15 protein-coding genes are annotated in these 23,166 nt (G+C 50.6%); 3 read left to right on the top strand and 12 right to left on the bottom strand.

What is annotated here, in order from left to right; all coding sequences use genetic code 11:
• Positions 1–83 precede the first annotated feature (83 nt).
• The 7 genes from GM173_RS09565 to gltB (GM173_RS09535) all read right to left on the bottom strand — a co-directional run bounded on the left by GM173_RS09565 (position 84) and on the right by gltB (GM173_RS09535) (position 15,382).
• Positions 84–1,127, bottom strand: coding sequence for a hypothetical protein (locus tag GM173_RS09565; protein ID WP_203571148.1), 1,044 nt, complete (start codon positions 1,125–1,127; stop codon positions 84–86).
• On the bottom strand, positions 1,124–2,407 hold the full coding sequence (locus GM173_RS09560) for a tetratricopeptide repeat-containing diguanylate cyclase (RefSeq protein WP_203571147.1): 1,284 nt from the start codon (positions 2,405–2,407) through the stop codon (positions 1,124–1,126). Before GM173_RS09560 ends, GM173_RS09565 begins: the two co-directional genes overlap by 4 nt.
• An 87-nt stretch (positions 2,408–2,494) precedes the next feature.
• Entirely contained in the window at positions 2,495–3,907 is a 1,413-nt protein-coding gene (locus tag GM173_RS09555) for a glutamate synthase small subunit GltD family protein (RefSeq protein ID WP_203571146.1), read from the bottom strand.
• Positions 3,908–4,050: 143 nt separating this feature from the next.
• Positions 4,051–8,493 carry a glutamate synthase large subunit gene (gene gltB / locus GM173_RS09550; protein WP_203571145.1) on the bottom strand — a complete coding sequence of 1,481 codons (4,443 nt, stop codon included), beginning with the start codon at positions 8,491–8,493 and terminating at the stop codon, positions 4,051–4,053.
• A gap of 256 nt (positions 8,494–8,749) precedes the next feature.
• Positions 8,750–9,070, bottom strand: a complete 321-nt coding sequence (locus GM173_RS09545; protein WP_203571144.1) for a hypothetical protein — start codon at positions 9,068–9,070, stop codon at positions 8,750–8,752.
• Between the two features lie 220 nt (positions 9,071–9,290).
• A complete protein-coding gene (locus tag GM173_RS09540) occupies positions 9,291–10,754 on the bottom strand; it encodes a glutamate synthase subunit beta (protein ID WP_203571143.1) in 1,464 nt (487 codons plus the stop codon).
• Positions 10,754–15,382 (bottom strand): glutamate synthase large subunit, encoded by a 4,629-nt coding sequence (gltB, locus tag GM173_RS09535; RefSeq protein WP_203571142.1) that lies wholly within the window; start codon positions 15,380–15,382, stop codon positions 10,754–10,756. Before gltB (GM173_RS09535) ends, GM173_RS09540 begins: the two co-directional genes overlap by 1 nt.
• Positions 15,383–15,544: 162 nt before the next feature.
• Between gltB (GM173_RS09535) and GM173_RS09530 the strand changes: the two genes are divergently transcribed.
• Genes GM173_RS09530 through GM173_RS09520 form a run of 3 tightly spaced genes read left to right on the top strand, consistent with a single transcriptional unit; the run spans position 15,545 to position 17,988 of the window.
• Positions 15,545–16,378: a chemotaxis protein CheB gene (locus GM173_RS09530; protein ID WP_203571141.1), complete on the top strand. Its 834-nt coding sequence runs from the start codon at positions 15,545–15,547 to the stop codon at positions 16,376–16,378.
• A gap of 12 nt (positions 16,379–16,390) precedes the next feature.
• On the top strand, positions 16,391–17,137 hold the full coding sequence (locus GM173_RS09525) for a substrate-binding periplasmic protein (protein ID WP_203571140.1): 747 nt from the start codon (positions 16,391–16,393) through the stop codon (positions 17,135–17,137).
• A gap of 20 nt (positions 17,138–17,157) precedes the next feature.
• Complete coding sequence (locus GM173_RS09520) at positions 17,158–17,988, top strand: GGDEF domain-containing protein (protein ID WP_203571139.1); 831 nt, start codon at positions 17,158–17,160, stop codon at positions 17,986–17,988.
• 9 nt (positions 17,989–17,997) lie between these two features.
• On the opposite strand, the gene GM173_RS09515 is transcribed toward GM173_RS09520, so the two are convergent.
• From GM173_RS09515 to GM173_RS09495, 5 genes are all read right to left on the bottom strand, one after another.
• Positions 17,998–18,357 (bottom strand): rhodanese-like domain-containing protein, encoded by a 360-nt coding sequence (locus GM173_RS09515; protein WP_203571138.1) that lies wholly within the window; start codon positions 18,355–18,357, stop codon positions 17,998–18,000.
• A 31-nt stretch (positions 18,358–18,388) separates the two neighbouring features.
• On the bottom strand, positions 18,389–19,363 hold the full coding sequence (gene hemF / locus GM173_RS09510) for an oxygen-dependent coproporphyrinogen-III oxidase (protein ID WP_203571137.1): 975 nt from the start codon (positions 19,361–19,363) through the stop codon (positions 18,389–18,391).
• 147 nt (positions 19,364–19,510) lie between these two features.
• Complete coding sequence (locus GM173_RS16210; RefSeq protein WP_203571136.1) at positions 19,511–21,484, bottom strand: M60 family metallopeptidase; 1,974 nt, start codon at positions 21,482–21,484, stop codon at positions 19,511–19,513.
• A gap of 401 nt (positions 21,485–21,885) precedes the next feature.
• Positions 21,886–22,266: an aspartate 1-decarboxylase gene (gene panD, locus GM173_RS09500; RefSeq protein ID WP_203571135.1), complete on the bottom strand. Its 381-nt coding sequence runs from the start codon at positions 22,264–22,266 to the stop codon at positions 21,886–21,888.
• 114 nt (positions 22,267–22,380) lie between these two features.
• The gene (locus GM173_RS09495; RefSeq protein WP_203571134.1) at positions 22,381–22,977 is read right to left on the bottom strand and encodes a hypothetical protein; all 597 of its coding nucleotides are present in this window, start codon (positions 22,975–22,977) and stop codon (positions 22,381–22,383) included.
• Between the last annotated feature and the right edge of the window lie 189 nt (positions 22,978–23,166).

The following is a 23,166-nucleotide window of genomic DNA, read 5'->3' as shown; positions in this document are numbered from 1 at the left end:
AAAGCAGAAAGCATATCATCAGGGTATATATCATTAGGTCATGTTGGAAATATGCTAGAGTAATATACCCATCAAAACAATACTCAAGTCAACTCGCGCTGCAGTTGTAAAATTCGGCTATTATTTTCTAACTCGGCAATCCGCTGTTGATGGCTGGCGGTGATTTTTACCGTACGAGGGCGATGTAATGCGGTCAGTTTCGCCAATAAAGGCACTGCGTCTTTAGCCTGCTGGCACTGCAAAAACCATTGCACCAAGGCTGTATTGCATCGCAAAACGATCTGGCTAAGCTGAACCCGCTCAGCCAACGTTAAAGCCTGCTGCAACACCGTTTCCGTTTTCGGGTCATTCAACGCCAATAACACCTCACCTAATGCGGCCAAAGCATGAATTTGTCCCCACAAATTAGCATTCTCAGTACTTAATTCGTAAGCCGTCTCTAACTCGACCTTGGCCTGCGGCAACAAGCCCTGCTTAGCGTGAATCGCGCCGCGGTAATAGATAATTTCTGCCGACCATACTTTATTTGGCACCGACAATAATTGCTCAGCGCAATCAAGCTCCGCCAAGGCCTGCGTATAGCGCTGCAAACGTAGGTAATCGCTCACCACATACAAGTGTGTTTCGCACGTAAGATAAGAATCGCCCAATACTTTGGCCATTTTCAAAGCCATTTGATTGTAATGCAGCGACGCTTTGTCATCGCCAAAGCCAATATAAACTTGGCTAATTGCCAGATACACTTTGGCGCACTGGGCAAGATCTTTGGTATCGCGTGCAATCACTAAAGCATCCGACCACTGCTCCAGTGCCAGCAAAGGCTCTTCTGTCAGCAACAGCGAAGTTCCCAGTAAAATCAGTGCCTTGGTCGCAAAAGCCAAAGAACCGGCCTGCCGATATTGAGTCACCGCCGCCGCAAATGCCGTTTGAGCGAGGCGGTGTTCACAGGAATGCTGATGGGCATGACCCAAGATTTCGAGTGCAATGCCGTATAAATGAGCATCGCCTTTAGCTTGCTGTACCCATTCGCTGGCGACTTCAAACCGCGGAGGCGAGCCACACTCAGCATTTCTTAACGCACAAGTGAGCGCTGTGGCAAACTCAGTTTGATTTCCCTTCACACTCATGCTTGCTCCTCCCACACTACCGCACCAGCACCTCGGCGCATCGCTAAATACAGCGCTAAATCTGCGCGCAACTGCAGCACATCAACATGATCTCCGGTTTGAAATGCGGTGCAACCAAAACTCACTGTCAACGCCTCTGGTAATTGCGTGCAATCGAGCAGCGCGACTTCACGCTGAATCATGTCGATCAAATGCTGTACCGGTGCTTTCTCAGCCAAAGGCAATAACAATCTAAATTCGCTATTATTGGCAGCCACCAATACGCCGTCTGCAGGGCAGCAGCGCCGCAACACATTGGCAATTCGCAACACGGATTCGTTGGCCACCTCATCGCCCATCACATCGCGCAGATGCGTCGATTGATCGACCCCCATATGAATCACACACAGCGCATGGGTTTGCTGCGCTTGCGCTAATAAATCTTCCCAGCGCGCCTGTAAATAGCGCAAATTGTGTAAACCCGTTAAAGAGTCACGATACGTCGCGCTTTCTAAGCGCTGTACTTGTTCGATTTGCTGGGCATTTTTGTGCTGCAGTACGTCAATTTCAATTTCGCTAATCGTTTGTTGCAACTTGAGTTCAATGCTCAATAAACGTCGTGGCGTTTTTTTTACTGTTTTTTGCTCTGCTTGCAGCGCAAGCGCTGCTTGGTAAAACTCGGCGGCAGCCACATAGTGCGCCAAGCGCTCGCAGCACTGCGCTAAGGCGAGCAATAGCGCCTCATGCAAATGATTGCTACTCGATAAGGCCAGTGCCTGCTTGGCCTGCTCGACCGCGCCAACTAAACCGTCAATCGTCGGCAACTGTAAGTGCACTTCTAAAATTGCCAAATGCAAAGCCAGCGCATCAGCTTCAGTCACCGCACTCACAGCTGCGGTATATTGCTGCAAGGCAAGTAACCACTGCTGTTGCAGCCGATACAACCTTGCCGACTCTTCCAACAACACCGGATCAGCAGCCAGGCCTGCAAATGACAAGGCGGCTTGCTGAAGCACCAAAGCCGTCGTTTCTTCCCCCATCGCCCACAAATCAGCAGCCAAACCCAGTTGCGCCGAGCATCGCTGTTTGTCACAGCGCGCGAGCGCCAAAGCACGTTGGTGCAAGGCCAGCGCCGTCGCGTACTCCCCCGCTTCATGCTCCAGATTGGCAATCGCGAGCCAATAACCCGCCTCGTCGCCCTTGCTGTTTTGCGCCAAAGCCAAGCCATCTAACAAGGCCTGCATTGCCCGCTTGGGATGACCTTGCCGCTGTAGCACTCGCCCAATTGCTAATTTGTCCATTACTCACACACCCAATTCAACGCGACTGCAAACGCCACACATAAAAAAAGCCCCGCAAACAGCGAGGCTTTTTCTTGAACGTGGCTGTTACCAAGCGCCAATGTACTCCAAAATACCTTCAGCGGCATTACGGCCTTCATAAACGGCGCGCACAACAAGATCTGCACCACGAACTTGGTCGCCACCGGCGAAGATTTTCGGGTTAGACGTTTGGTGCTTGAAGGTTTGCTTGTCGCTCGCAAGCGTGCGCCCCCAGTCATCGGTTTTCACGCCCTGTGCCTCAAACCAGCTTTCTGGCTCAGCCGAGAAACCAAACGCAACCACCACGTGATCGCAATTCACCACACGCTCTGAGCCCGCGATCAATTCTGGACGACGACGGCCTTTTTCATCCGGAGCGCCCAATTGCGTCGACACCAAAGTCAATGCCAAGCTGCCATCGGCATTTTGCTCGATTTTCACTGGCTGGCTGTTCCACTGGAATTCAACGCCTTCTTCTTTAGCATTCGCTACTTCGCGCTTCGAGCCTGGCATGTTTTCTTCGTCACGGCGGTAAGCACAAATCACACTGGCTGCACCTTGGCGAATCGAAGTGCGGTTGCAATCCATGGCGGTATCACCACCACCGAGCACCACCACACGTTTACCTTGCATAGAAACAAAAGCTTCTTCGCCCAGTGTACCCATGCTATTACGCACATTATTAATCAAGAACGGCAGTGCTTCGATCACGCCGGGCAACTCTTCACCAGCAAAGCCGCCTTTCATGTATTTGTACGCGCCCATACCCATAAATACGGCATCGTAATCAGCGAGCAATTCTTCGATACTTACGTCGGTACCGATTTCAGTATTCAGGCGAAACTCAACGCCCATTTCTTCCATGATTTTACGGCGCGTTGCGATAACGTCTTTTTCCAGTTTGAATTCTGGAATACCGAAAGTGAGCAAGCCACCGATTTCTTCGTAACGATCAAACACCACGGGCGTTACACCATTACGCACCAAGATATCCGCACAACCCAAGCCTGCTGGACCTGCGCCAATGACGGCGACTTTTTTACCCGTTTGAATCACACCCGACATATCAGGACGCCAGCCGGCTTTGAACGCTTCGTCGGTAATGTATTTTTCGACCGAACCAATCGATACCGCACCGGCATCAACTTGATTGAGCGTGCATGCGCCTTCACACAAGCGATCTTGCGGGCAAACGCGGCCACAGATTTCTGGTAGCGAGTTGGTTTTATGGCTCAACTCAGCCGCTTCAAACAATTTGCCTTCGTCCACCAATTTCAACCAGTGTGGAATGTGGTTGTGCACTGGGCACTCCCATGAGCAATACGGATTACCACAGGACAAGCAGCGACCCGCTTGCTCACCCGAAGTTGTTTTATCCAGCGGCGTGTAGATTTCTTTAAAGACAAATTTACGCTTTTCAACCGCGACTTTATCGCCAGGGTTGCGCGCGACATTCAGAAACTGAAATACGTCTGACATTGTATTACCTCTGTGAGGAGTGAGGAGTGAGGGGTGAGGTGTAAACCTCGAACTCCCAAACCACCCATCCTTAATCCATTCACTTTCGCGCGAGAAGGAGGCTGGGTTTTACCCCTAACACCTCACACCTCCCGCCTCACACATTAGTCTTTCAACAAAGCATCCAACTTGGCCACTTTTGGTTTTACCAACCAGAAGTAGTCCACCGCTTCATCAAAGTTAGCCAGCAACTCAGCGCCCTTGCTCGAACCCGTCAATGCCACGTGAGCAGTGATTTTGTCTTTCAGGAAGGCACGGATCGCACCGTAGGCTTCACCATTGATCAGATTGGTATCAATCAATTCATTGTTGTAGCGATAGGCGAATTTTTGATTTGGATCGTAAACCAGCGCAAAACCACCAGTCATACCGGCGCCAAAGTTATAACCGGTTTCGCCGAGCACCACGACGCAGCCACCAGTCATGTATTCACAACCATGGTCACCCACGCCTTCGATCACTGCGGTCGCACCTGAGTTCCGCACCGCGAAGCGCTCACCGGCCATACCCGCCGCAAACAATTCACCGCCAGTTGCGCCGTACAGACACGTATTACCAGCAATCACCGCGTCGCTTGAAGCGAACTCACTACCCACTGGTGGATAGATAATCACTTGACCGCCGTTCATACCTTTACCAACGTAATCGTTAGCGTCACCCGCCAATTCGATCGTCAAGCCTTTCGCATTCCAAACACCCAGCGATTGACCTGCAGAGCCATTCAATTTGATATGCAATGAGCCATCCGGCAAGCCCGCTGCGCCGTGCGCTTTAGCGATCTCACCCGACAAACGCGCACCGATTGAACGGTGAATATTGCGTACATCGTATTCAAAGCTCTGTTTCGCGCCGGCTTTAATACCCGCCAATGCATCACGAACCATTTCTTCGGCCAACTCGCCTTTATCGAATGACGGATTGCTTGCTTCAACGCAGAAACGTGGCACTGAATCTGGCGTCGTACCTTGGCTCAACAGCGCGCTCATCGCGAGTTTCTTCTGTTTCTCAGTGACGCCTTCGATTAAGCCCAGCAATTCAGTACGGCCCACTAAGTCTTCAAATTTACGGATGCCCAAGGCCGCCATCAATTCACGCGTTTCTTGCGCGATGAACGTGAAATAATTGACGACCATTTCTGGCAAGCCGATAAAGAACTTGCTGCGCAATTTGATTTCTTGCGTTGCCACGCCCGTCGCGCAATTGTTCAAGTGGCAAATCCGCAAGAATTTGCAACCCAAAGCCACCATCGGGCCAGTACCAAAGCCGAAGCTCTCAGCACCCATAATTGCAGCTTTCACAACGTCCATACCGGTTTTTAGACCACCGTCGGCTTGCACGCGAACCCGGCCACGCAAACCGTTGGCACGCAATACTTGCTGTGCTTCGGTCAGTCCCAATTCAAATGGTGACCCAGCGTATTTCACTGAAGCCAGCGGCGAAGCAGCGGTTCCGCCATCATACCCCGAGATCGTGATCAAATCAGCGTAGGCTTTTGCCACACCCGCCGCAATCGTACCAACACCTGGTTCTGCGACCAACTTCACTGAAACCAAAGCTTCTGGATTGACCTGTTTCAAGTCAAAAATCAACTGCGCCAAATCTTCAATCGAATAAATATCGTGATGCGGAGGCGGAGAAATCAAGCTAATGCCTGGTTTGCTATGACGCAGTTTGGCAATCAGCGGCGATACTTTATCGCCTGGCAACTGGCCGCCTTCACCTGGTTTTGCACCTTGGGCGACTTTAATTTGCAAGACTTCAGCATTCACGAGGTAGTGCGGCGTTACGCCGAAACGACCTGAAGCCACTTGCTTGATTTTCGACATTTTCGGCGTGCCGTAGCGCGCTTCGTCTTCACCGCCTTCACCCGAGTTCGAGCGTGCGCCAAGACGGTACATGCCTTCTGCCAAGGCTTCATGTGCTTCAGGGCTCAAGGCACCAAGCGACATACCCGCCGAGTCAAAACGCTTCACGATGCTTTCTAGCGGCTCAACTTCGTCGAGTGAAATTGACTTCGCGGGGTCAATTTGCAGCGCCATCAAGTCACGCAACATCGCCACTGGGCGCTTGTTGACCAGATCAGCGTATTGTTTGTAGGCTTTGTAATCACCGTTTTGTACGGCTTTTTGTAGCGCCATGACCACATCTGGGTTGTAAGCGTGGTATTCCTCGCCAAATACATATTTGAGCAAGCCACCTTGCGCCAATGGGCGCATTGGGTTGAATGCCAAACGATTCAACTTCACTTGATCAGCTTCAAAATCGGCGAAATTCGCACCCGAAATCCGCGAAACCGTACCGGTTAAGCACAAATCGATGACTTCTTCACCGATACCCACGCCTTCAAACAATTGTGAACCGCGGTAAGATGCAATCGTTGAGATACCCATTTTCGACAAGATTTTCATCAAGCCTTTATTGATACCTTTACGGAAGTTATTCGCCGCTTTTTCAAGCGTTGCTTCAATTTGCCCCATATCGATCAATTCTTTGATCGTTTGGTAGGCAAGGTAAGGCACCACTGCGGTCGCGCCGTAACCGATCAAGCAAGCGAAATGATGCGGGTCACGCGTCGTTGCCGTTTCTACGATGATATTCGTGCGGCAACGCAAACCTGCATTGATCAAACCATGATGCACCGCACCAACAGCAAACAGCGCAGGAATTGGCATCCGGCCTTTGGCGATATTTTTATCCGACAACACGATGATCACAGTGCCATCGTTACGAACGCTCGCGAGCACATCGGCTTGCAGCTTTTCAATCGCAGCTTTCAGGCTAGAGCCTTCAAACGCCAAATTGAAATACGCAGTCTTAAAGTCTGGATCAGTTTGGCTAGTCAACACCGCGAATTTGTCAGTCGACAAGACAGGCGACGTGACTTCCATCCGTTTGGCGTGGTCTGGGCCATCTTCAAACAGATTGCGCTCTGGGCCAAAACACGTATTCAGCGACATGACTATCGCTTCACGAATCGGGTCGATCGGCGGATTTGTTACTTGGGCAAATTGTTGGCGCAAGTAGTCAAACGGCGAGCGAACTTTTTCTGACAACACGGCCATTGGCGTGTCATCACCCATCGAACCAATCGCTTCCTGACCGTCATTAGCCAATACGCGCAAGATCTGATCGCGTTCTTCGAACGTCAGTTGGAATTGTTTTTGGTACGTCAGCAAGGTTGCTTTGTCCATTTCTTCGAGTGGACTATTGTCGGCCGCCATTTCCAAATGATTGGCGTGCTCTTTCAGCCAAGCGCGGTACGGTTGCGCGGTTTTGAGCTTGTTATCAATCGCTTCAGATTCAATAAATTCGCCGGTTTTAAAATCTACCGCAACGATTTGCCCCGGTTTCACGCGGCCTTTTTTCACCACTTCTTCTGGCTTGTAGCCCCATACGCCGATTTCCGAGGCGATGGTGATGTGGCGATCTTTGGTAATCACATAACGCGCTGGGCGCAAGCCGTTGCGGTCAAGCGCACAACCAGCATAATCGCCTGCCGCCCAAACGATACCGGCTGGGCCATCCCATGGCTCCATATGCAGCGAGTTGTATTCGTAGAACGCGCGTAGATCGCGGTCATTGGTATCGACGTTTTGCCATGCCGGTGGCACCATCAAACGGAAGGCGCGGAAGATATCCACGCCGCCGAGCACCAAGCTTTCCAGCATATTGTCCATACTCATCGAGTCGGAACCGTTGGTTTGCACGATAGGACGGATCGCTTCCATGTCGAGCAGATTGCTGTCCATGATCGCTTCACGCGCTTTGGCCCACGCACGGTTACCCGTTAACGTATTGATTTCGCCGTTGTGCGCGAGGAAACGGAACGGCTGCGCCAATTTCCATTGTGGCCAAGTATTGGTCGAGAAACGTTGGTGATACACCGCCATACTCGAAGCAAAACGCTCGTCTTTTAAGTCGAGGTAGAACACTGGCAGATTGTCTGGCGTCACCAAACCCTTGTACGACATCACGTATGGGTTTAGCGTAGGTATATAGAAGTGAACATCGCCCGCATTGGCTTTCTCGGCAATACGTCGTGCTTGATACAATTTACGGGCAAACTCAAGCTCAGACAAACCGTCTGGCGAATTCACAAAAATTTGTTGAATGGTTGGCAATGAGCGCATTGCGGCTTCGCCAAGCGCGTCTAAATTGACAGGTACATCGCGAACACCAGCAACAACAAGGCCTTGGCCTTCAACTGCAGCCACTAAGTTGGCAATCGACTTCGCTGATTCTGCTTTATCTAGGTTTGAGAACACCAAACCCGCAGTGAATTGCGTTGCCAAGCTATAGCCATTATCCAAGGCCACGGCGCGCAAAAAGTCTTTTGGCAAACGGAACAGCAAACCACAGCCGTCGCCCGATTTGCCATCGGCAGCAACCGCACCACGGTGAGTCAAACAGGCTAGCGAGTTAATTGCAGTCGAAACCAGCCAATGGCTAGGTTTATCATCCATTTGCGCAATCAAACCGAAGCCGCAGCTATCTTGCTCGAACTGCGGGCGGTATAACGTGCCCTTCAACCAGCTTTGTCTATCCATCACAGCGGCACCTTCAAAGACCAATAATCAATCAAAAACATGCAACTAGGGGTTGACCCTAGTCAAGCAAAGGGGCTTGATTCTAGCGATAAAGGGTGTTAAACGCAACCCAAAGGGACAATCGGGATAAACCCCAAGGACAAACGAATAATGGCATACGCCATCAGATGAATTACTTAAAAACATAGTCAGTTTGCGAGAATAAATCGGGGTGATTTCATTACACAAACTGCGTTCAAACGAATTCAGATCCAGACTAGCGACGCTTAGATAACTCACTGCGTTCCAGCGCAATCGCAATAATGTAATGAATAATATCGCGATCATGACCAATCTTTTCAACACAAGCACGTTTTAAACGATCGATCAAAAATTGCTCAGGTGAATCAATCACGCGCTTAAATCGATTGTATTTAAACTGTGCGTCACCGGCGATTTCCTCAAGCAAATCGACGCGCTCTGGCTGGTAATTTCGCAAGCGATATAGCTTGCTCTTTGCTGCTACTTTACGTTCATGATTTGGACGCAGAATCACATACCAATTCGATGGCGTTTCTTGCTGGATTGGCTCGTTCATTACGTGAGTCTCTTTCATTTGAAGAGCGGATGGTACTTGATTAAGCCTGACAAAAATAGCCTGATCCGCCTGATGGAATGCGCTAAGTAAATGCCTCAGTAAGCCCTGAGGCAATGTAACAGCAAAATTCTAGCCAAATAAAAAAGCCAGCAAAGCTGGCTCTTTTACTTACGTATACTGCGGAAATCCAAATAAGTCTGCACCCGCAAGCACATACCAACTAGCGAGGAAGCACTGAAGCCCCCATCAAATATTGATCAACCTCACGTGCGGCTTGGCGGCCTTCGCGGATTGCCCAGACAACGAGCGATTGACCACGGCGAACGTCGCCAGCGGCAAACACTTTGGCGACGCTGGTTTGGTAGCAACCCACACCATCAGTCGTTGCTTTTGCATTACCGCGCGCGTCTTTTTCCACTCCAAACGCGTCGAGCAAACTGGCCACTGGATTAGTAAAGCCCATCGCCAAGAACACCAAATCGGCTTTCAGCTCAAATTCGCTGCCAGCGATTGGCGTTGGTTTGCCGTCTTTCCATTCCAAGCGAACCAATTTTACCGCTTTTAGCACGCCGTTTTCGCCAACGAATTCTTGCGTTTGCACCGCGAAGTCGCGCTCAACGCCTTCTTCGTGACTGCTTGAAGTACGCATTTTGACCGGCCAATACGGCCAAACAATGGATTTGTTTTCTTGCTCTGGCGGTTGTGGCATTAATTCAAGCTGCGTCACGCTCACTGCGCCGTGGCGATTACTCGTCCCCACGCAGTCAGAACCGGTATCGCCACCGCCAATCACCACCACATGTTTTCCCGCTGCGTTGATTGGATTAGCTGCGCCACCGCCGACTTGTTTATTTTGCGCGATCAACAACTCCAGCGCGTAATGCACGCCTTGCAAATCACGACCTGCCACGGGCAAATCGCGCGGCACTTCGGCGCCACCCGCCAAAATCACCGCATCAAACTCAGCATCAAGCTGCGCTGGCGTAATCACAGTTTTGCCATCGCAAACGATACCAGCAGGTATATCGTTCGATCCAACCACTGAATTAGTCTTGAACTCAATACCCTCAGCTTTAAGTTGCGCAACACGGCGATCGATCACGTCTTGACCGAGTTTGAAATCAGGAATGCCATAACGTAGCAAACCACCAACAGCATCATTTTTCTCAAACACGGTGACCGCATGCCCAACGCGGGCGAGTTGCTGCGCCGCGGCTAAACCTGCGGGGCCTGAGCCGACAATCGCGACTTTTTTGCCCGTTTTCACGGCCGCAACTTGCGGAACGACCCAACCGTTATCCCACGCCTTATCGATAATCGCGCGCTCAATTGATTTGATACCCACTGGGTCGTCATTGATGCCTAGCGTACAGGCCGCTTCGCACGGCGCGGGGCAAATTCGGCCGGTAAACTCAGGGAAGTTATTGGTCGAATGCAGCACAGTCAGCGCATTTTCCCAATCTTGGCGATACACCAAGTCATTAAAATCAGGAATCACGTTGTTAACCGGACAGCCGTTATTGCAAAACGGGATGCCGCAATCCATACAACGCGCGCCTTGCAGCTTGGCTTTGTCGTCGGTCAGCGCAGGAACAAACTCGCGATAATGCGTAATGCGCTGCGCGACCGGCTCGTAACTGTCTTTAACGCGGTCGATTTCTAAAAAACCGGTTGGCTTACCCATTATGCAATCTCCTTCTGCGCTGTTTCTGCTTTAACAGCGGCGATTTCTTTTAGTGCACGACGATATTCGTTCGGGAACACTTTGACAAACGCAGCGCGGCTAGCTGGCCAGTTGGCCAAAATCTCTTCGGCGCGTTGGCTGCCCGTTAAGGCGGCATGTTTTTCGATCAAGGCTTTGAGCTGTACTTCATCGGCCACGCCATTGTGGAACGGTTGCTCTTGTGTATCTGCCGCCATAACGCGCTCAAGCGCCACTTGCGCCATATTGCAACGACCAGCAAAGATACCGTCTGGATCATAAACGTAAGCAATCCCGCCCGACATCCCCGCTGCAAAGTTGCGCCCCGTTGTGCCAAGCACCACGACCGTACCGCCCGTCATGTATTCGCAACCATGATCGCCAAGGCCTTCAACGACCGCCGTAGCGCCTGAGTTACGCACCGCAAAACGCTCGCCGCCGACACCAGCAAAGAATGCTTCACCCGCAATCGCACCGAACAACACGGTATTGCCGACAATAATGTTTTCCCACGTTTTACCAACAAAACCAGCGTTCGGGCGAATCACAATGCGACCGCCTGACAAGCCTTTACCGACGTAGTCATTGCCTTCACCGGTTAAGCTCATAGTGATGCCACGCGCTAAGAACGCACCAAAACTCTGACCCGCAGTGCCATTCAATGCGACTTGTAGTGTGTCATCTGGCAAACCAGCATGACCATAACGACGCGCCACTTCACCTGACAACATCGCACCGACGGTACGGTTGATGTTTTTCACCGCGAGGCTAATTTTCGTTACTTCACCACGCTCAAGCGCCGGTGCGGCTTGCGCGATCAATTCATTGTCGAGCGCTTTAACCAAGCCGTGATCTTGCGTTTCGGCGTGCAGACGAGCCACTTCTGCTGGCGCAGCCACTTGGTGGAATACTTTGCTGAAATCCAAACCTTGGGTTTTCCAGTGCTCAATGCCTTTTTGTTTATCGAGCAAATCAGAGCGGCCAATCAATTCATCAAGGCTACGCACGCCCATTTCTGCCATGATTTGACGCGCTTCTTCAGCAACGAAGAAGAAGTAATTCACCACATGCTCTGGCTGGCCTGAGAAACGTTGGCGCAGCACCGGATCCTGTGTTGCAACACCGACTGGGCAGGTATTTAAATGACACTTACGCATCATGATGCAGCCTTCCACCACCAGCGGCGCAGTCGCAAAACCAAACTCATCAGCGCCAAGCAAGGCGCCAATAATCACATCACGACCCGTTTTCATTTGACCGTCGACTTGCACACGAATCCGACCGCGCAGTTTGTTCAGCACCAGCGTTTGCTGCGTTTCCGCCAAGCCCAATTCCCACGGGCCACCTGCGTGTTTAATCGACGATTGTGGCGAAGCACCGGTACCACCATCGTGACCAGCAATCACCAAATGATCGGCTTTGGCTTTGGAAACACCAGCAGCCACAGTACCTACACCGACTTCAGCAACCAATTTCACCGAAATCGATGCAACTGGATTGACGTTTTTCAAGTCATGAATCAGCTGCGCCAAGTCTTCAATCGAGTAGATATCGTGATGCGGTGGCGGCGAAATCAAGCCCACCCCCGGCACTGAATGCCGCAATTTACCGATGTATTCAGAAACCTTGTGGCCTGGCAACTGACCACCCTCACCGGGTTTCGCGCCCTGCGCCATTTTGATCTGGATTTGATCCGCATTCACGAGGTATTCGGTCGTCACACCAAAGCGGCCCGAAGCGACCTGCTTGATCGCAGAGCGCAAACTATCGCCTTCTTTGAACGTATAGTCACGCTCAATCCGGCTTTTGCCGATGACTTCCGACAGCGTTTGGCCAGCTTTGAGTACGCCAAAACGTGCTGCGTCTTCACCACCTTCACCGGTATTGGATTTGCCGCCGATGCGGTTCATCGCAATCGCCAAGGTTGAATGCGCTTCGGTCGAAATCGAGCCGAGCGACATCGCGCCTGTGGCAAAGCGTTTAACGATTTCAGCTGCTGGCTCAACTTCGTCCAGCGGCACTGGCGCGCCAGCAGGTTTGATCTCAAACAGACCGCGCAAAGTCAGATGACGTTTGCTTTGATCATTAATCAGCGCGGCGTATTCTTTATACGTTGAGTAGGAATTGCTACGCGTCGCGTGTTGCAATTTGGCAATCGAATCAGGCGTCCATAAATGGTCTTCACCACGAATCCGGAAAGCGTATTCGCCACCCGCATCAAGCTGATTCGCCAATACTGGATCGGCACCAAATGCAGCGGTATGCAGCCGAACCGCTTCTTCAGCAACATCAAACAGACCGATACCCTCGATATTGCTTGCGGTGCCAGTGAAGTATTTTTTCACCAAGGCTTTTTGCAAACCAATCGCTTCAAAAATCTGCGCGCCGGTGTACGACATATAGGTTGAGATGCCCATTTTCGACATCACCTTCATCAAGCCTTTACCAACGGCTTTGATAAAGTTTTTCTGATATTTGGCCGCCAGTTCGGCATCACCGTTGGCTAGGTCAGCCAGCGTTGCCAAGGTCAAATACGGATAAACCGCTTCCGCGCCGTAACCACCCAGCAAAGCAATATGATGCGTTTCACGCGCCGAACCGGTTTCAACGACCAAACCCGTGCTTGTACGCAAGCCACGTTTAACCAAGTGCTGATGAACCGCAGACGTTGCCAATAGCGCTGGAATCGCTACATGCTGGGCATCCATCTTGCGATCCGACACAATCAGAATATTCGCACCTGACTTCACTGCGTCTTCGGCTTCGGCCACCAAGGACGCCAAGCGCGCCTCAATGCCTTCTTTGCCCCAAGCCACTGGGTAGCAAATATTCAGTTCGTGCGAATAGAATTTACCGCTGGTGTATTGGCCGATATTACGGATTTTTTCAAATTGCGCGCTGGAGAGTACCGGCTGAGTCACTTCAAGGCGAATCGGCGGATTAATGTCGGTGGTGCCGAGCAAATTCGGTTTCGGGCCGATAAATGACACCAGCGACATCACCATCTCTTCACGAATTGGATCAATCGGTGGGTTGGTCACTTGCGCGAACAATTGCTTGAAGTAGTGATACAGCGGTTTATTTTTTTGCGACAGCACGGTCAACGCGGCGTCATTGCCCATTGAGCCAGTGGCTTCTTCACCATTTTTTGCCATTGGTTCGAGCAAGAATTTGATGTCTTCTTGGGTAAAACCAAAAGCTTGCTGACTATCGAGCAAACTCGCTTGGGGCAAAACTGCGGCATCGCCTTCCGCCTCGATATCATCGAGTTTCACGCGGATCTTATCGATCCATTCGCGATACGGTTTGGCATTAGCAAGACTGTCTTTGATTTCTTTGTCGTCGATAATCCGGCCTTGTTCCAAATCGATCAGGAACATTTTGCCCGGCTGTAGACGCCATTTTTTATTGATACGCTCGTCGGCAATCGGCAACACGCCTGACTCAGACGCCATCACCACCAAATCATCGTTGGTAACTAAGTAGCGCGCTGGACGCAGACCATTACGATCGAGCGTTGCGCCGATTTGGCGACCATCGGTAAACGCGACGGCCGCTGGGCCATCCCATGGCTCCATCATCGCCGCGTGATATTCGTAGAAAGCACGGCGATTTTCGTCCATCTCGTCGTTGCGTTCCCACGCTTCAGGAATCATCATCATCATCGCTTGTGACAATGAGTATCCACCCATCACCAAAAGCTCAAGCGCGTTATCAAACGACGCTGAATCCGATTGGCCTGGATAAATCAGCGGCCAGATTTTGTCGATGTCTTTACCGAGTACCGGCGAGCTGATGGCTTTTTCGCGAGCACGAATCCAGTTCACATTGCCACGCAAGGTGTTGATTTCACCGTTGTGCGCAATATAGCGGAACGGATGCGCCAAATCCCAAGTTGGGAAGGTATTGGTCGAGAAACGTTGATGCACCAAGGCTAGCGCCGAGATACAGGCTGGGTCTTGTAAATCAAGGTAATACTCGCCCACTTGATCGGCAAGCAGCAAACCTTTGTAATTGACGGTGCGCGCAGAACAAGACGGAATGTAATACTCACCGCCATATTTGAGTTTCAAAGCGCGAATCGCATGGCTAGCGCGTTTACGAATAATGTACAGTTTGCGCTCGAGCGCATCAGTCACCAGTACATCATTGCCGCGACCAATAAAGAGTTGGCGAATCACAGGTTCAGTCGCTTTAATCAGCGGCGACATCGGCATCTCGCGATTCACCGGCACATCACGCCAGCCCAAAACAACTTGTTTTTCCGCGCGAACAGCGCGCTCAATTTCTTCTTCACAGGCAGCGCGGGCGGCAGCTTCTTGCGGCAAGAAACACATTGCCACGCCATAATCGCCTGCTGGCGGTAATACAACGCCATTCGCCAGCATTGCCTTGCGGAACAATGTATCTGGGATCTGGATCAAGATACCCGCACCATCACCTGCTAAAGCATCAGCCCCCACCGCACCGCGATGATCGATATTTTTTAAGATGAGCAAGCCTTGCTCAATGATATTGTGGCTCTTCTGGCCCTTGATATGTGCTACAAAGCCAACGCCACAGGCATCGTGTTCATTGGCGGGATCGTACATCCCCTGCTGATCTTGCATTATCTATTCCTCGCTCGCCCAATAATATTTACTGGTAGTTTGCCAGATTTACGTATAAACCCGTATAAAAATACATAGAACCTTAATTTATATCAGTCGACAACTATCTTTCAATCGCGGTAGGCACTATGAATAAGTGTATGAATATCGGAGTTCACGGCGATGGATAGCAATGCCAAACGCGCACACTTAGCCAAAATAACAGCCCGACTATCTGGCGGCAGCACCACAACCCCCAGTGAAACGCCCGCCGCGATTAAACCGGCCACCAGTACCCACAGCGAGCGCGCCACCCATTCGCGCTCACACTCGCCTGAACGCCAGTCAGATAAACACCCTCCGGGATCTCTCACCGAACGAATGCACACGCCCAAGCTAACCGCCGACGCGATGCTATCGGCACCAAACAACCGACAGTTTATTGGCAGCACCGAAACCATTATCGCGATAGGGGCCTCCACCGGGGGCACCCAAGCCCTTGAGCAAGTCCTCACACAAGTCGCGACCAATACCCCGGGCATTGTGATTGTTCAGCACATGCCCGAAAAATTCACCAGCAGTTTTGCTTCACGCCTCAATACCCGCTGCAAAATTGAAGTTCGTGAAGCGAGAAACAATGATCGAATTTTACCCGGAGTGGCTTTGATCGCGCCCGGCGGTAAGCATTTATTAATTAAGCGCGCAAATAATCAATACTTAGTTGAAGTGCTCGACGGCCCGCTAGTTTGCCGTCATCGCCCTTCAGTGGATGTGTTATTTCGTTCGGCAGCCGCGGCAGCGGGAAAAAATGCAGTGGGGTTCATTCTCACCGGCATGGGGGATGATGGTGCACGCGGCATGAAAGAAATGTTTGATATGGGCGCCACCACCTACGCTCAAGATCACGCCAGTTGCGTGGTATTTGGCATGCCTAAAGAGGCGATTGATATGAAAGGCGTCAGTAAAATTATTCCACTCGCTCAAGTCGCTGCGGCAATCAATCAATATGGGAAATGAATGGCGGGCACAATGAAAAGCATAACGCTGCTGATATTGAGTTTCGTCCTACTCGGTTCAGTCTCCATCGCGGCCGAGCCCATTCGCCTAGTCACCGGCAATTACCCGCCTTACGAATACGAAGAGGCTGGCGAAGTTAAAGGACTAGTCGTTGAGGTTCTGAAAGAGGCATTTGCTCGTAGTCAACTACCGGTCGAATTTAAAGTTGTTCCTTGGGCTCGGGCGCTCTGGATGGCACAACATGGCGAGGCCGATGCCGTGTTTGCAACCATAAAAACCCCAGAACGCGAACAACTTCTGAATTTCTCAAACGAATCACTCATTCCGCTGTCCTCTGTATTTTTTGTCAAAAAAGGAAGCCCGATTCAATACAACGGCGACCTCAATGCGCTTGCTGAACAAAACATAGGCTTACTACGCCAAGGCAGTTATGGCGCGGTATTTGATGCTGCAGTGAAAAACGGCGCCTTAAAACACCCCGAGTTCAGCATCGACACGCTCACCAACATCAAAAAACTGATAGCTGGACGAATTGACTTGATGGCTGGCGACCGAATTGGCACGCTGCATTTATTGCAACAAAATAAATTGCTCGACCAAGTGACTGTTTTATCACCCGAAATAAACACTTCACAGAGTTATCTCGCTTTTTATAAAACCAAAGACCACAGCGCCACCCGCAACGCCATCGATAAAGCCATCAAAGCGATGAAAAAAGATGGCAGTTACCAGCGTATCGTCGATAAATATACGCGCTAAATCGCGTAGGACAATCAACCATGCTGCACTGGCACGCTCTATTCTGGATCGCAATTTTAATCGGGATTCGCGGACTTATTGAATTGCTACAAATTCCAGGCGGCCACGATTTTTTTGGTCTGCTGATCACCTGCTTATTGCTGTGCTACGCTTGGTTTCACTTGGGGTTTCGAACGGAACTCCGCTCCTTCTTACTCGGAATCAGTCTGTATTTGACTGCGAGTGTCTTAGATTGGCTGGATGGCGTCTTTCACCCTAATAGTCCAGAAGGTCGACTAGTCAATATGCTGGACGATCTCTTTTTTGCAGGTGGCATTTTTTTTATCGGACTTGCCTTTATTCGTGTGATGCTCGAACGAGACAAACTCGAACACAAACTTTATCGACAAGCCTATTTGGATGAATTAACAGAACTAGGCAATCGACGCGCCTTATTTGCGCAACTCGAACAAGCGCTAATCAGCACATCCGGCGCTCTGCTCTATATCGACGTGAACCTATTTAAGCAAGTGAATGACCAGTTTGGTCATGATCGAGGGGATTTGGTACTGTGTGAATGCGCCAAGTTACTCAAACAAAGTAATGCGCAAGCTTTTCGAATTGGCGGAGATGAATTTGCGCTGCTTTTAAGTGATGAAAACCCGCAGCAAATCTGCGAACGATTAGAGCAACAAGTCAGGCCTCTGACCGCAGAACATGGCATTTCATTCAGTATTGGCGTAGCTAGTTTTACGGCCAATACTTATGACAATCCAGATGCGTTGCTCGCTGCGGCCGATCAGGCCATGTATAGCGCGAAGCAAGCATTTCGCACGCAACATCGTAATGCCACCCGCGGCGAACCAACTTAGAACAGCTCCCTAGCAAGTTTTGGCAGCACAAGACTGCAGTTTTCTCTGCACATCACTCATCGCGCCACCATCATAAACACGCTGAAAACCTAATTGCTCAAGGCTTTGAGCAGCAATCGCCGAGCGGCGACCACTGCGGCAGTAAATCAAAATCGGGCTCGACTTGGTGAGCGAAGGGATAGTATTGATCCCTTTACCGATTTGCTCATACGGAATATTAACAGCACCATCAAGATGACCAGCGGCAAACTCTTCTGGCGTTCGCACATCAATGATCACAGCGGGTTTAACACCAAGGTACGAAACATCTGCGGCAAATGCGCTGATTGCAACAGCAAAAAGAAACACCATGTGCCAAATCATTTTCATGCTTATCCCCTGCGATGAATGACAAGAGTCACTATGCCTGCAACCAGTTCTTGATCGGTAAAAACTCCGTCAACAATGCCGCTTCTGGACTGCCAACTTCAGGATGATAATCATAGCGCCAATTGGCCATCGGCGGCATCGACATCAAAATCGATTCAGTGCGCCCGCCCGATTGCAAACCAAACAGTGTGCCGCGATCCCACACTAAATTAAACTCGACATAACGACCACGACGATAAGCTTGCCAATCTCGTTCACGCGCGCCGTATTCACAATCACGGCGGCGTTCCACAATCGGTACGTACGCAGTCAAAAACGCATCGCCGACTGCTTGCAGCATCGCAAGGCTGCCATCAAAACCCAGTTCAGAAAAATCATCAAAGAAAATACCACCAATTCCGCGCGCTTCGTTGCGGTGCTTGAGGAAGAAGTATTTATCACACCAATCTTTAAAGCGCGGATACAGCTCATCGCCAAATGGCGCCAGTGCCTCAGCACAGGTTTGGTGAAAATGCTTGGCATCTTCCTGATGGCCGTAATAAGGAGTCAGATCCATACCGCCACCAAACCAAAAAACTGCCTGCGATTGCGGGGCTGCCCCTGCGTTGGCTTCGTCAGCGTCTCCTTGGTTCGCTCCCGCACTCTTTGCCAGTTCTACTTCGGGCGGCTTCGCGATAAAAAATCGTACATTCATGTGTACGGTGGGAATGTAAGGGTTGCGCGGATGCAGCACCAGCGACACCCCCATGGCTTCCCACGCGCGACCGGCGAGTTCAGGGCGATGCGCGCTGGCTGAGGGTGGCAAAGTTGCGCCCATCACGTGCGAGAAATTCACGCCACCGCGCTCAAACAATGCGCCGCCTTCAATCAAGCGACTAATGCCACCACCGCCTTCTGGACGCTCCCAACTATCGGTACGAAAGCACGCGCCATCGAGGTTTTCCAAAGTGGCGACAATATTTTGCTGCAAGGTCAGCAGGTAATCTTTGACGGCGGTGATGTTCATAAACGGCTCCAACAGAATGGCCGCATCATACGCGCACCAATAAAAACGCTCCAGCTTGTTCAACAAGCGGGAGCATCAGCTTAGAAAAACTTTATAGGTATATTTCTGTAGCAAATAAAAATAAATAACTACAGAGCAATACCCTTATCAATAAAATTTATAAGCTACATTACTATCGCGATTGAGCCAAATTGGATCAGTCAGCGTTTTCAACGCCATACCGTTCAATTTAGTTTGCGTTGTAGCCGTCACTGGAATGCCCCAAGCATTAAAGAACGGCGTCAAATCGTAACCTGCAACACGGCTGGTTTCGACGATGAACATTTGCTTTTCAGCATCGTCGCCACTTGGACGTTGCGCCGCAGGCAAGTTGCGATAGTTCGCCCCGAGCTTGGCGTAGAAATCACGACCAAATGCTAAATCGAGTTGCCAAAACATCGTCGCACGCACAAACAAGTCTTTTTGCGCCGCGAAGTCACGCGTGCCTTGTTTCAAATACGCAAAGGTATTGGTCCAAGTGCCTTCGACTTCATAACGCGATGGCTGACCCAAAGCACGCTGCACATACGCCGAAGTCAAATTCACCGTCACTTCCGTTTGATCGGTCCAAGTAAACGTACTCATTTGATATTGATGACCCAACTCATGCCACGGGCCCCAGCCATCTTCTCGCAAAGTTTTGCTATTGAGCACTGGGCGAATTGCACCATCAGCGGACGCGGATGCCATCCGATATTGCCATGAGTACATCCAGCCATCGTACGGCGGCAATTCAACATAATGGAAGCGATGCGGCGTTGGAATATGCGGTGTGGCATTACCCGCTTTCAAACCATATTGCTCATTGGCTAAACCGACGATTTGATCCCACAGCGTCATCAAAGCCACTGGATCATCAACGTGTTTTTTCACTTTTTCCATCGTTGCGGTCAGCATAATGCGATTACCGACCAATTCACCGTACGGCGCATCACCGTAGGCTGCCAGCATTGCTTGCCAATTAGCTGGCGTATGTTGACCGAGCACAAAACGCGGCATCACACGACCACCGGAAACGATCTCCACTTTGAGCTCACCGCCAGTCGGCTGATTAAACGCCGCCACATACACGGCGCCTTTCACGTTCGACACGATGGTATTACTGCCGACATTCAGTTTGATTTTTTGATCTGAATCGTAATTCCACGTGTCGTCATCAATGCTATGTAGCCAAATTTCGGGTTGCTTGTTTGGCGCAAGACCGCTGTACACATAATTCACCACCAGTGTATCGCCCGGCTGTACCCAATACCCCGTCGATTGGAATGGCGTGTGGTTAAAGCTGCGTAATTGCGCGGTGCGCAAGGTGCCAATATCACCCGGCTGCTCTAAAGTCAGCGCGCGCGGCGGCACAATATTATTGGCAACTGGCGTAGCTGTCGGTTTAACTGTTGGCGTGGCAGTCGGCGTAGCGCTTGGTTTAATCGTTGGGGCTACAGTCGGAGCTGAAGTCGCTGTTGGCTTAATAGTCGGAGCAACAGTTGACATCGGTGTTGCAGTTGGCTTAATGCTTGCCACCACTGTCGGCACAGGGCTCACCGTTGCTTGCAGCGTCGGCGCGACTGTCGGTGCCGCGCTTGGCGTAACGTTTGCAGCGCACACGCCTAAGTCAAGCCAAGGCAGGCCGACGCCAACGTTCTCGCTCGGCACATTGCCGCGTGTCCACCACTGTGCCTTGTAAATACGGCCGTTATAACTAACGCTTTGGCCCGTGGTGTAGGCGGTGCCGCTGTTCCATGCAGCAGCGCTACAATTTGTCACCGTTGGCGCACTAGTGACGATAGGCGCTGCGGTCGGCGCATTCGTTGGAGCTACACTTGGTTTCGTTGTGGGAGCCAGCGTTGGCGCAGGGGTTATCACCGCACCGCTGACCTTGGCCCACACGCCCCATTGCCCAGAAAGGCTAGGATTATCGTTGGTCGTCCACCATTTATTGCTATACAACTGGCCTTGGTAGCTCACCACCGTGCCTGCGGTCTCGTAGGTTTTGCTGCTACTCCACTCTGTAACGGTAGCGGCTTGGGCTGGCGCAATCTGGCTAATCACTGCAGCCAATACACCAATACGCAACATCTGTTTCATGAGTCTCTACTCCGATTTTCATTATTTTTATGCCAACGGCAAATTACCAGCAAAGCAGTGGCAATGGGAATCTGGCTGCTGAGTAACGATTAAAGATTAGCTTTTTGTTGCAGATGAACTCAGACGTAAGTACGGCAAAAATTTGAGTCAAATTTGTACCGTTATATCGGCAAGAAAACCATCTGCAATCTTCAGCATCGTCGATCACATCTATGAGCGGACGCTAATATTACAAACAAATCATGACAAATCAATACATTAGGGGGCGGGTTTTCCCGTACAGGGTGAGATGTTTCACATTAGCGTCAAGCAACATGAGGGCATAAAAAAAGCCTCAAACTCAATGTTTGAGGCTTGCTCAACTCAAGGTGGCAACAGCAAGCGCCACCAGCCAACAAAGCTTACAGCGTCTGCGTTGGAATCGCGTTTTTACTGTGTGTCATTTGATTATTGCTATCGACATAAATCAAAGACGGCTTGTGATCAACGAGTTCTTCGTCAGAGTAATCAGCGAACGTAGCGATAATCAATAAATCGCCCACTTGCGCATGGCGCGCGGCCGAGCCATTAACTGAAATAATGCCAGAACCGCGTTGGCCTTTGATGGCATAAGTCGAAAAACGCGCGCCGTTATTGATATTCCAAATATCAATTGCTTCGTACTCGCGAATATTGGCCGCTTCAAGCAAGTTTTCATCAATCGCGCACGAGCCTTCGTAATGCAGCTCAGCATGGGTTGCTGTCACACGATGCAGTTTAGATTTCAACATATTGCGTTGCATAAGTTTTCTCCCGCGCTGTGGGCTCGTTTAAAACAAGCCGAATATAAAGCGCATTCATAATGGCGCGATTATAAATGGATTCATTTAATTGCCAATGCGTATTAACGATAAATATCAAGCTTTCGCGCGATAAATCAGGCAACCATCGAGCAAATATTCACCCTCGCCCACCTGCGCATTCGGTGCAATCCGGTCAAATTCAAAGCGATTACCATCAAGCAACAGCCAAGCCGGAATCGCCTTATCTTGAAAACGCCCGATGCTTTCATCAGCTCGTACAATATTTTGTGCCCTCACTTGGCGGCGTGCAGCGTTTGCGCGGGCGATTTCAGCCGCATCTTCAGCAGCATCACGAGCTTCTGGCAATGAATCGAGCACAGAACGATTGAGCATCGCCTGCGGTGCGATTTCGCCTTTTTGCGCCGGTAAAGCGCGCAAATACCAGTTGAACAAAATTCGCGGCAAAACGACACGTTTGACTTGTTTTTCTGGATTAATCACACAAGCGACACCAAAAGTCTCGCCGCATTTGTGACATTTGGCTTCGGCGGCAATCGCAATATGATCTTCAACCAAGCGCGCCACTCCGTTCATATGCTTGGCTTCCAGCATCGTGCCGCATTTCACGCACGGTTTGGAAAACTGTTTCACTTGATTACCGTTGCCAAACTTCAACGGTAAAAAATCACTGAGGCGGCGGTTAGGCTGCATCGTTATTCCTTCAAAAGTACAACTTCAGATCGGATCGTTGTGATCCCAAGCTATCCAACTCATTCGCTCAACGTATAGTTTAAAGACTGCGAGCGCCCGTCAGTGCCGTGAGGCTGGAGCACAAGAACCGGAATGTACATCAAGTACATGAGGATTCTGAGCACCACCCGAATGGCAATCACGGGATGC

This window comes from Deefgea chitinilytica, assembly GCF_016881405.1.
GTDB classification, from domain to species: Bacteria; Pseudomonadota; Gammaproteobacteria; order Burkholderiales; family Chitinibacteraceae; genus Deefgea; species Deefgea chitinilytica.
The sequence above is the reverse complement of the archived record's forward strand: the minus strand, read 5'-3'. Positions and strand labels throughout refer to the sequence as shown.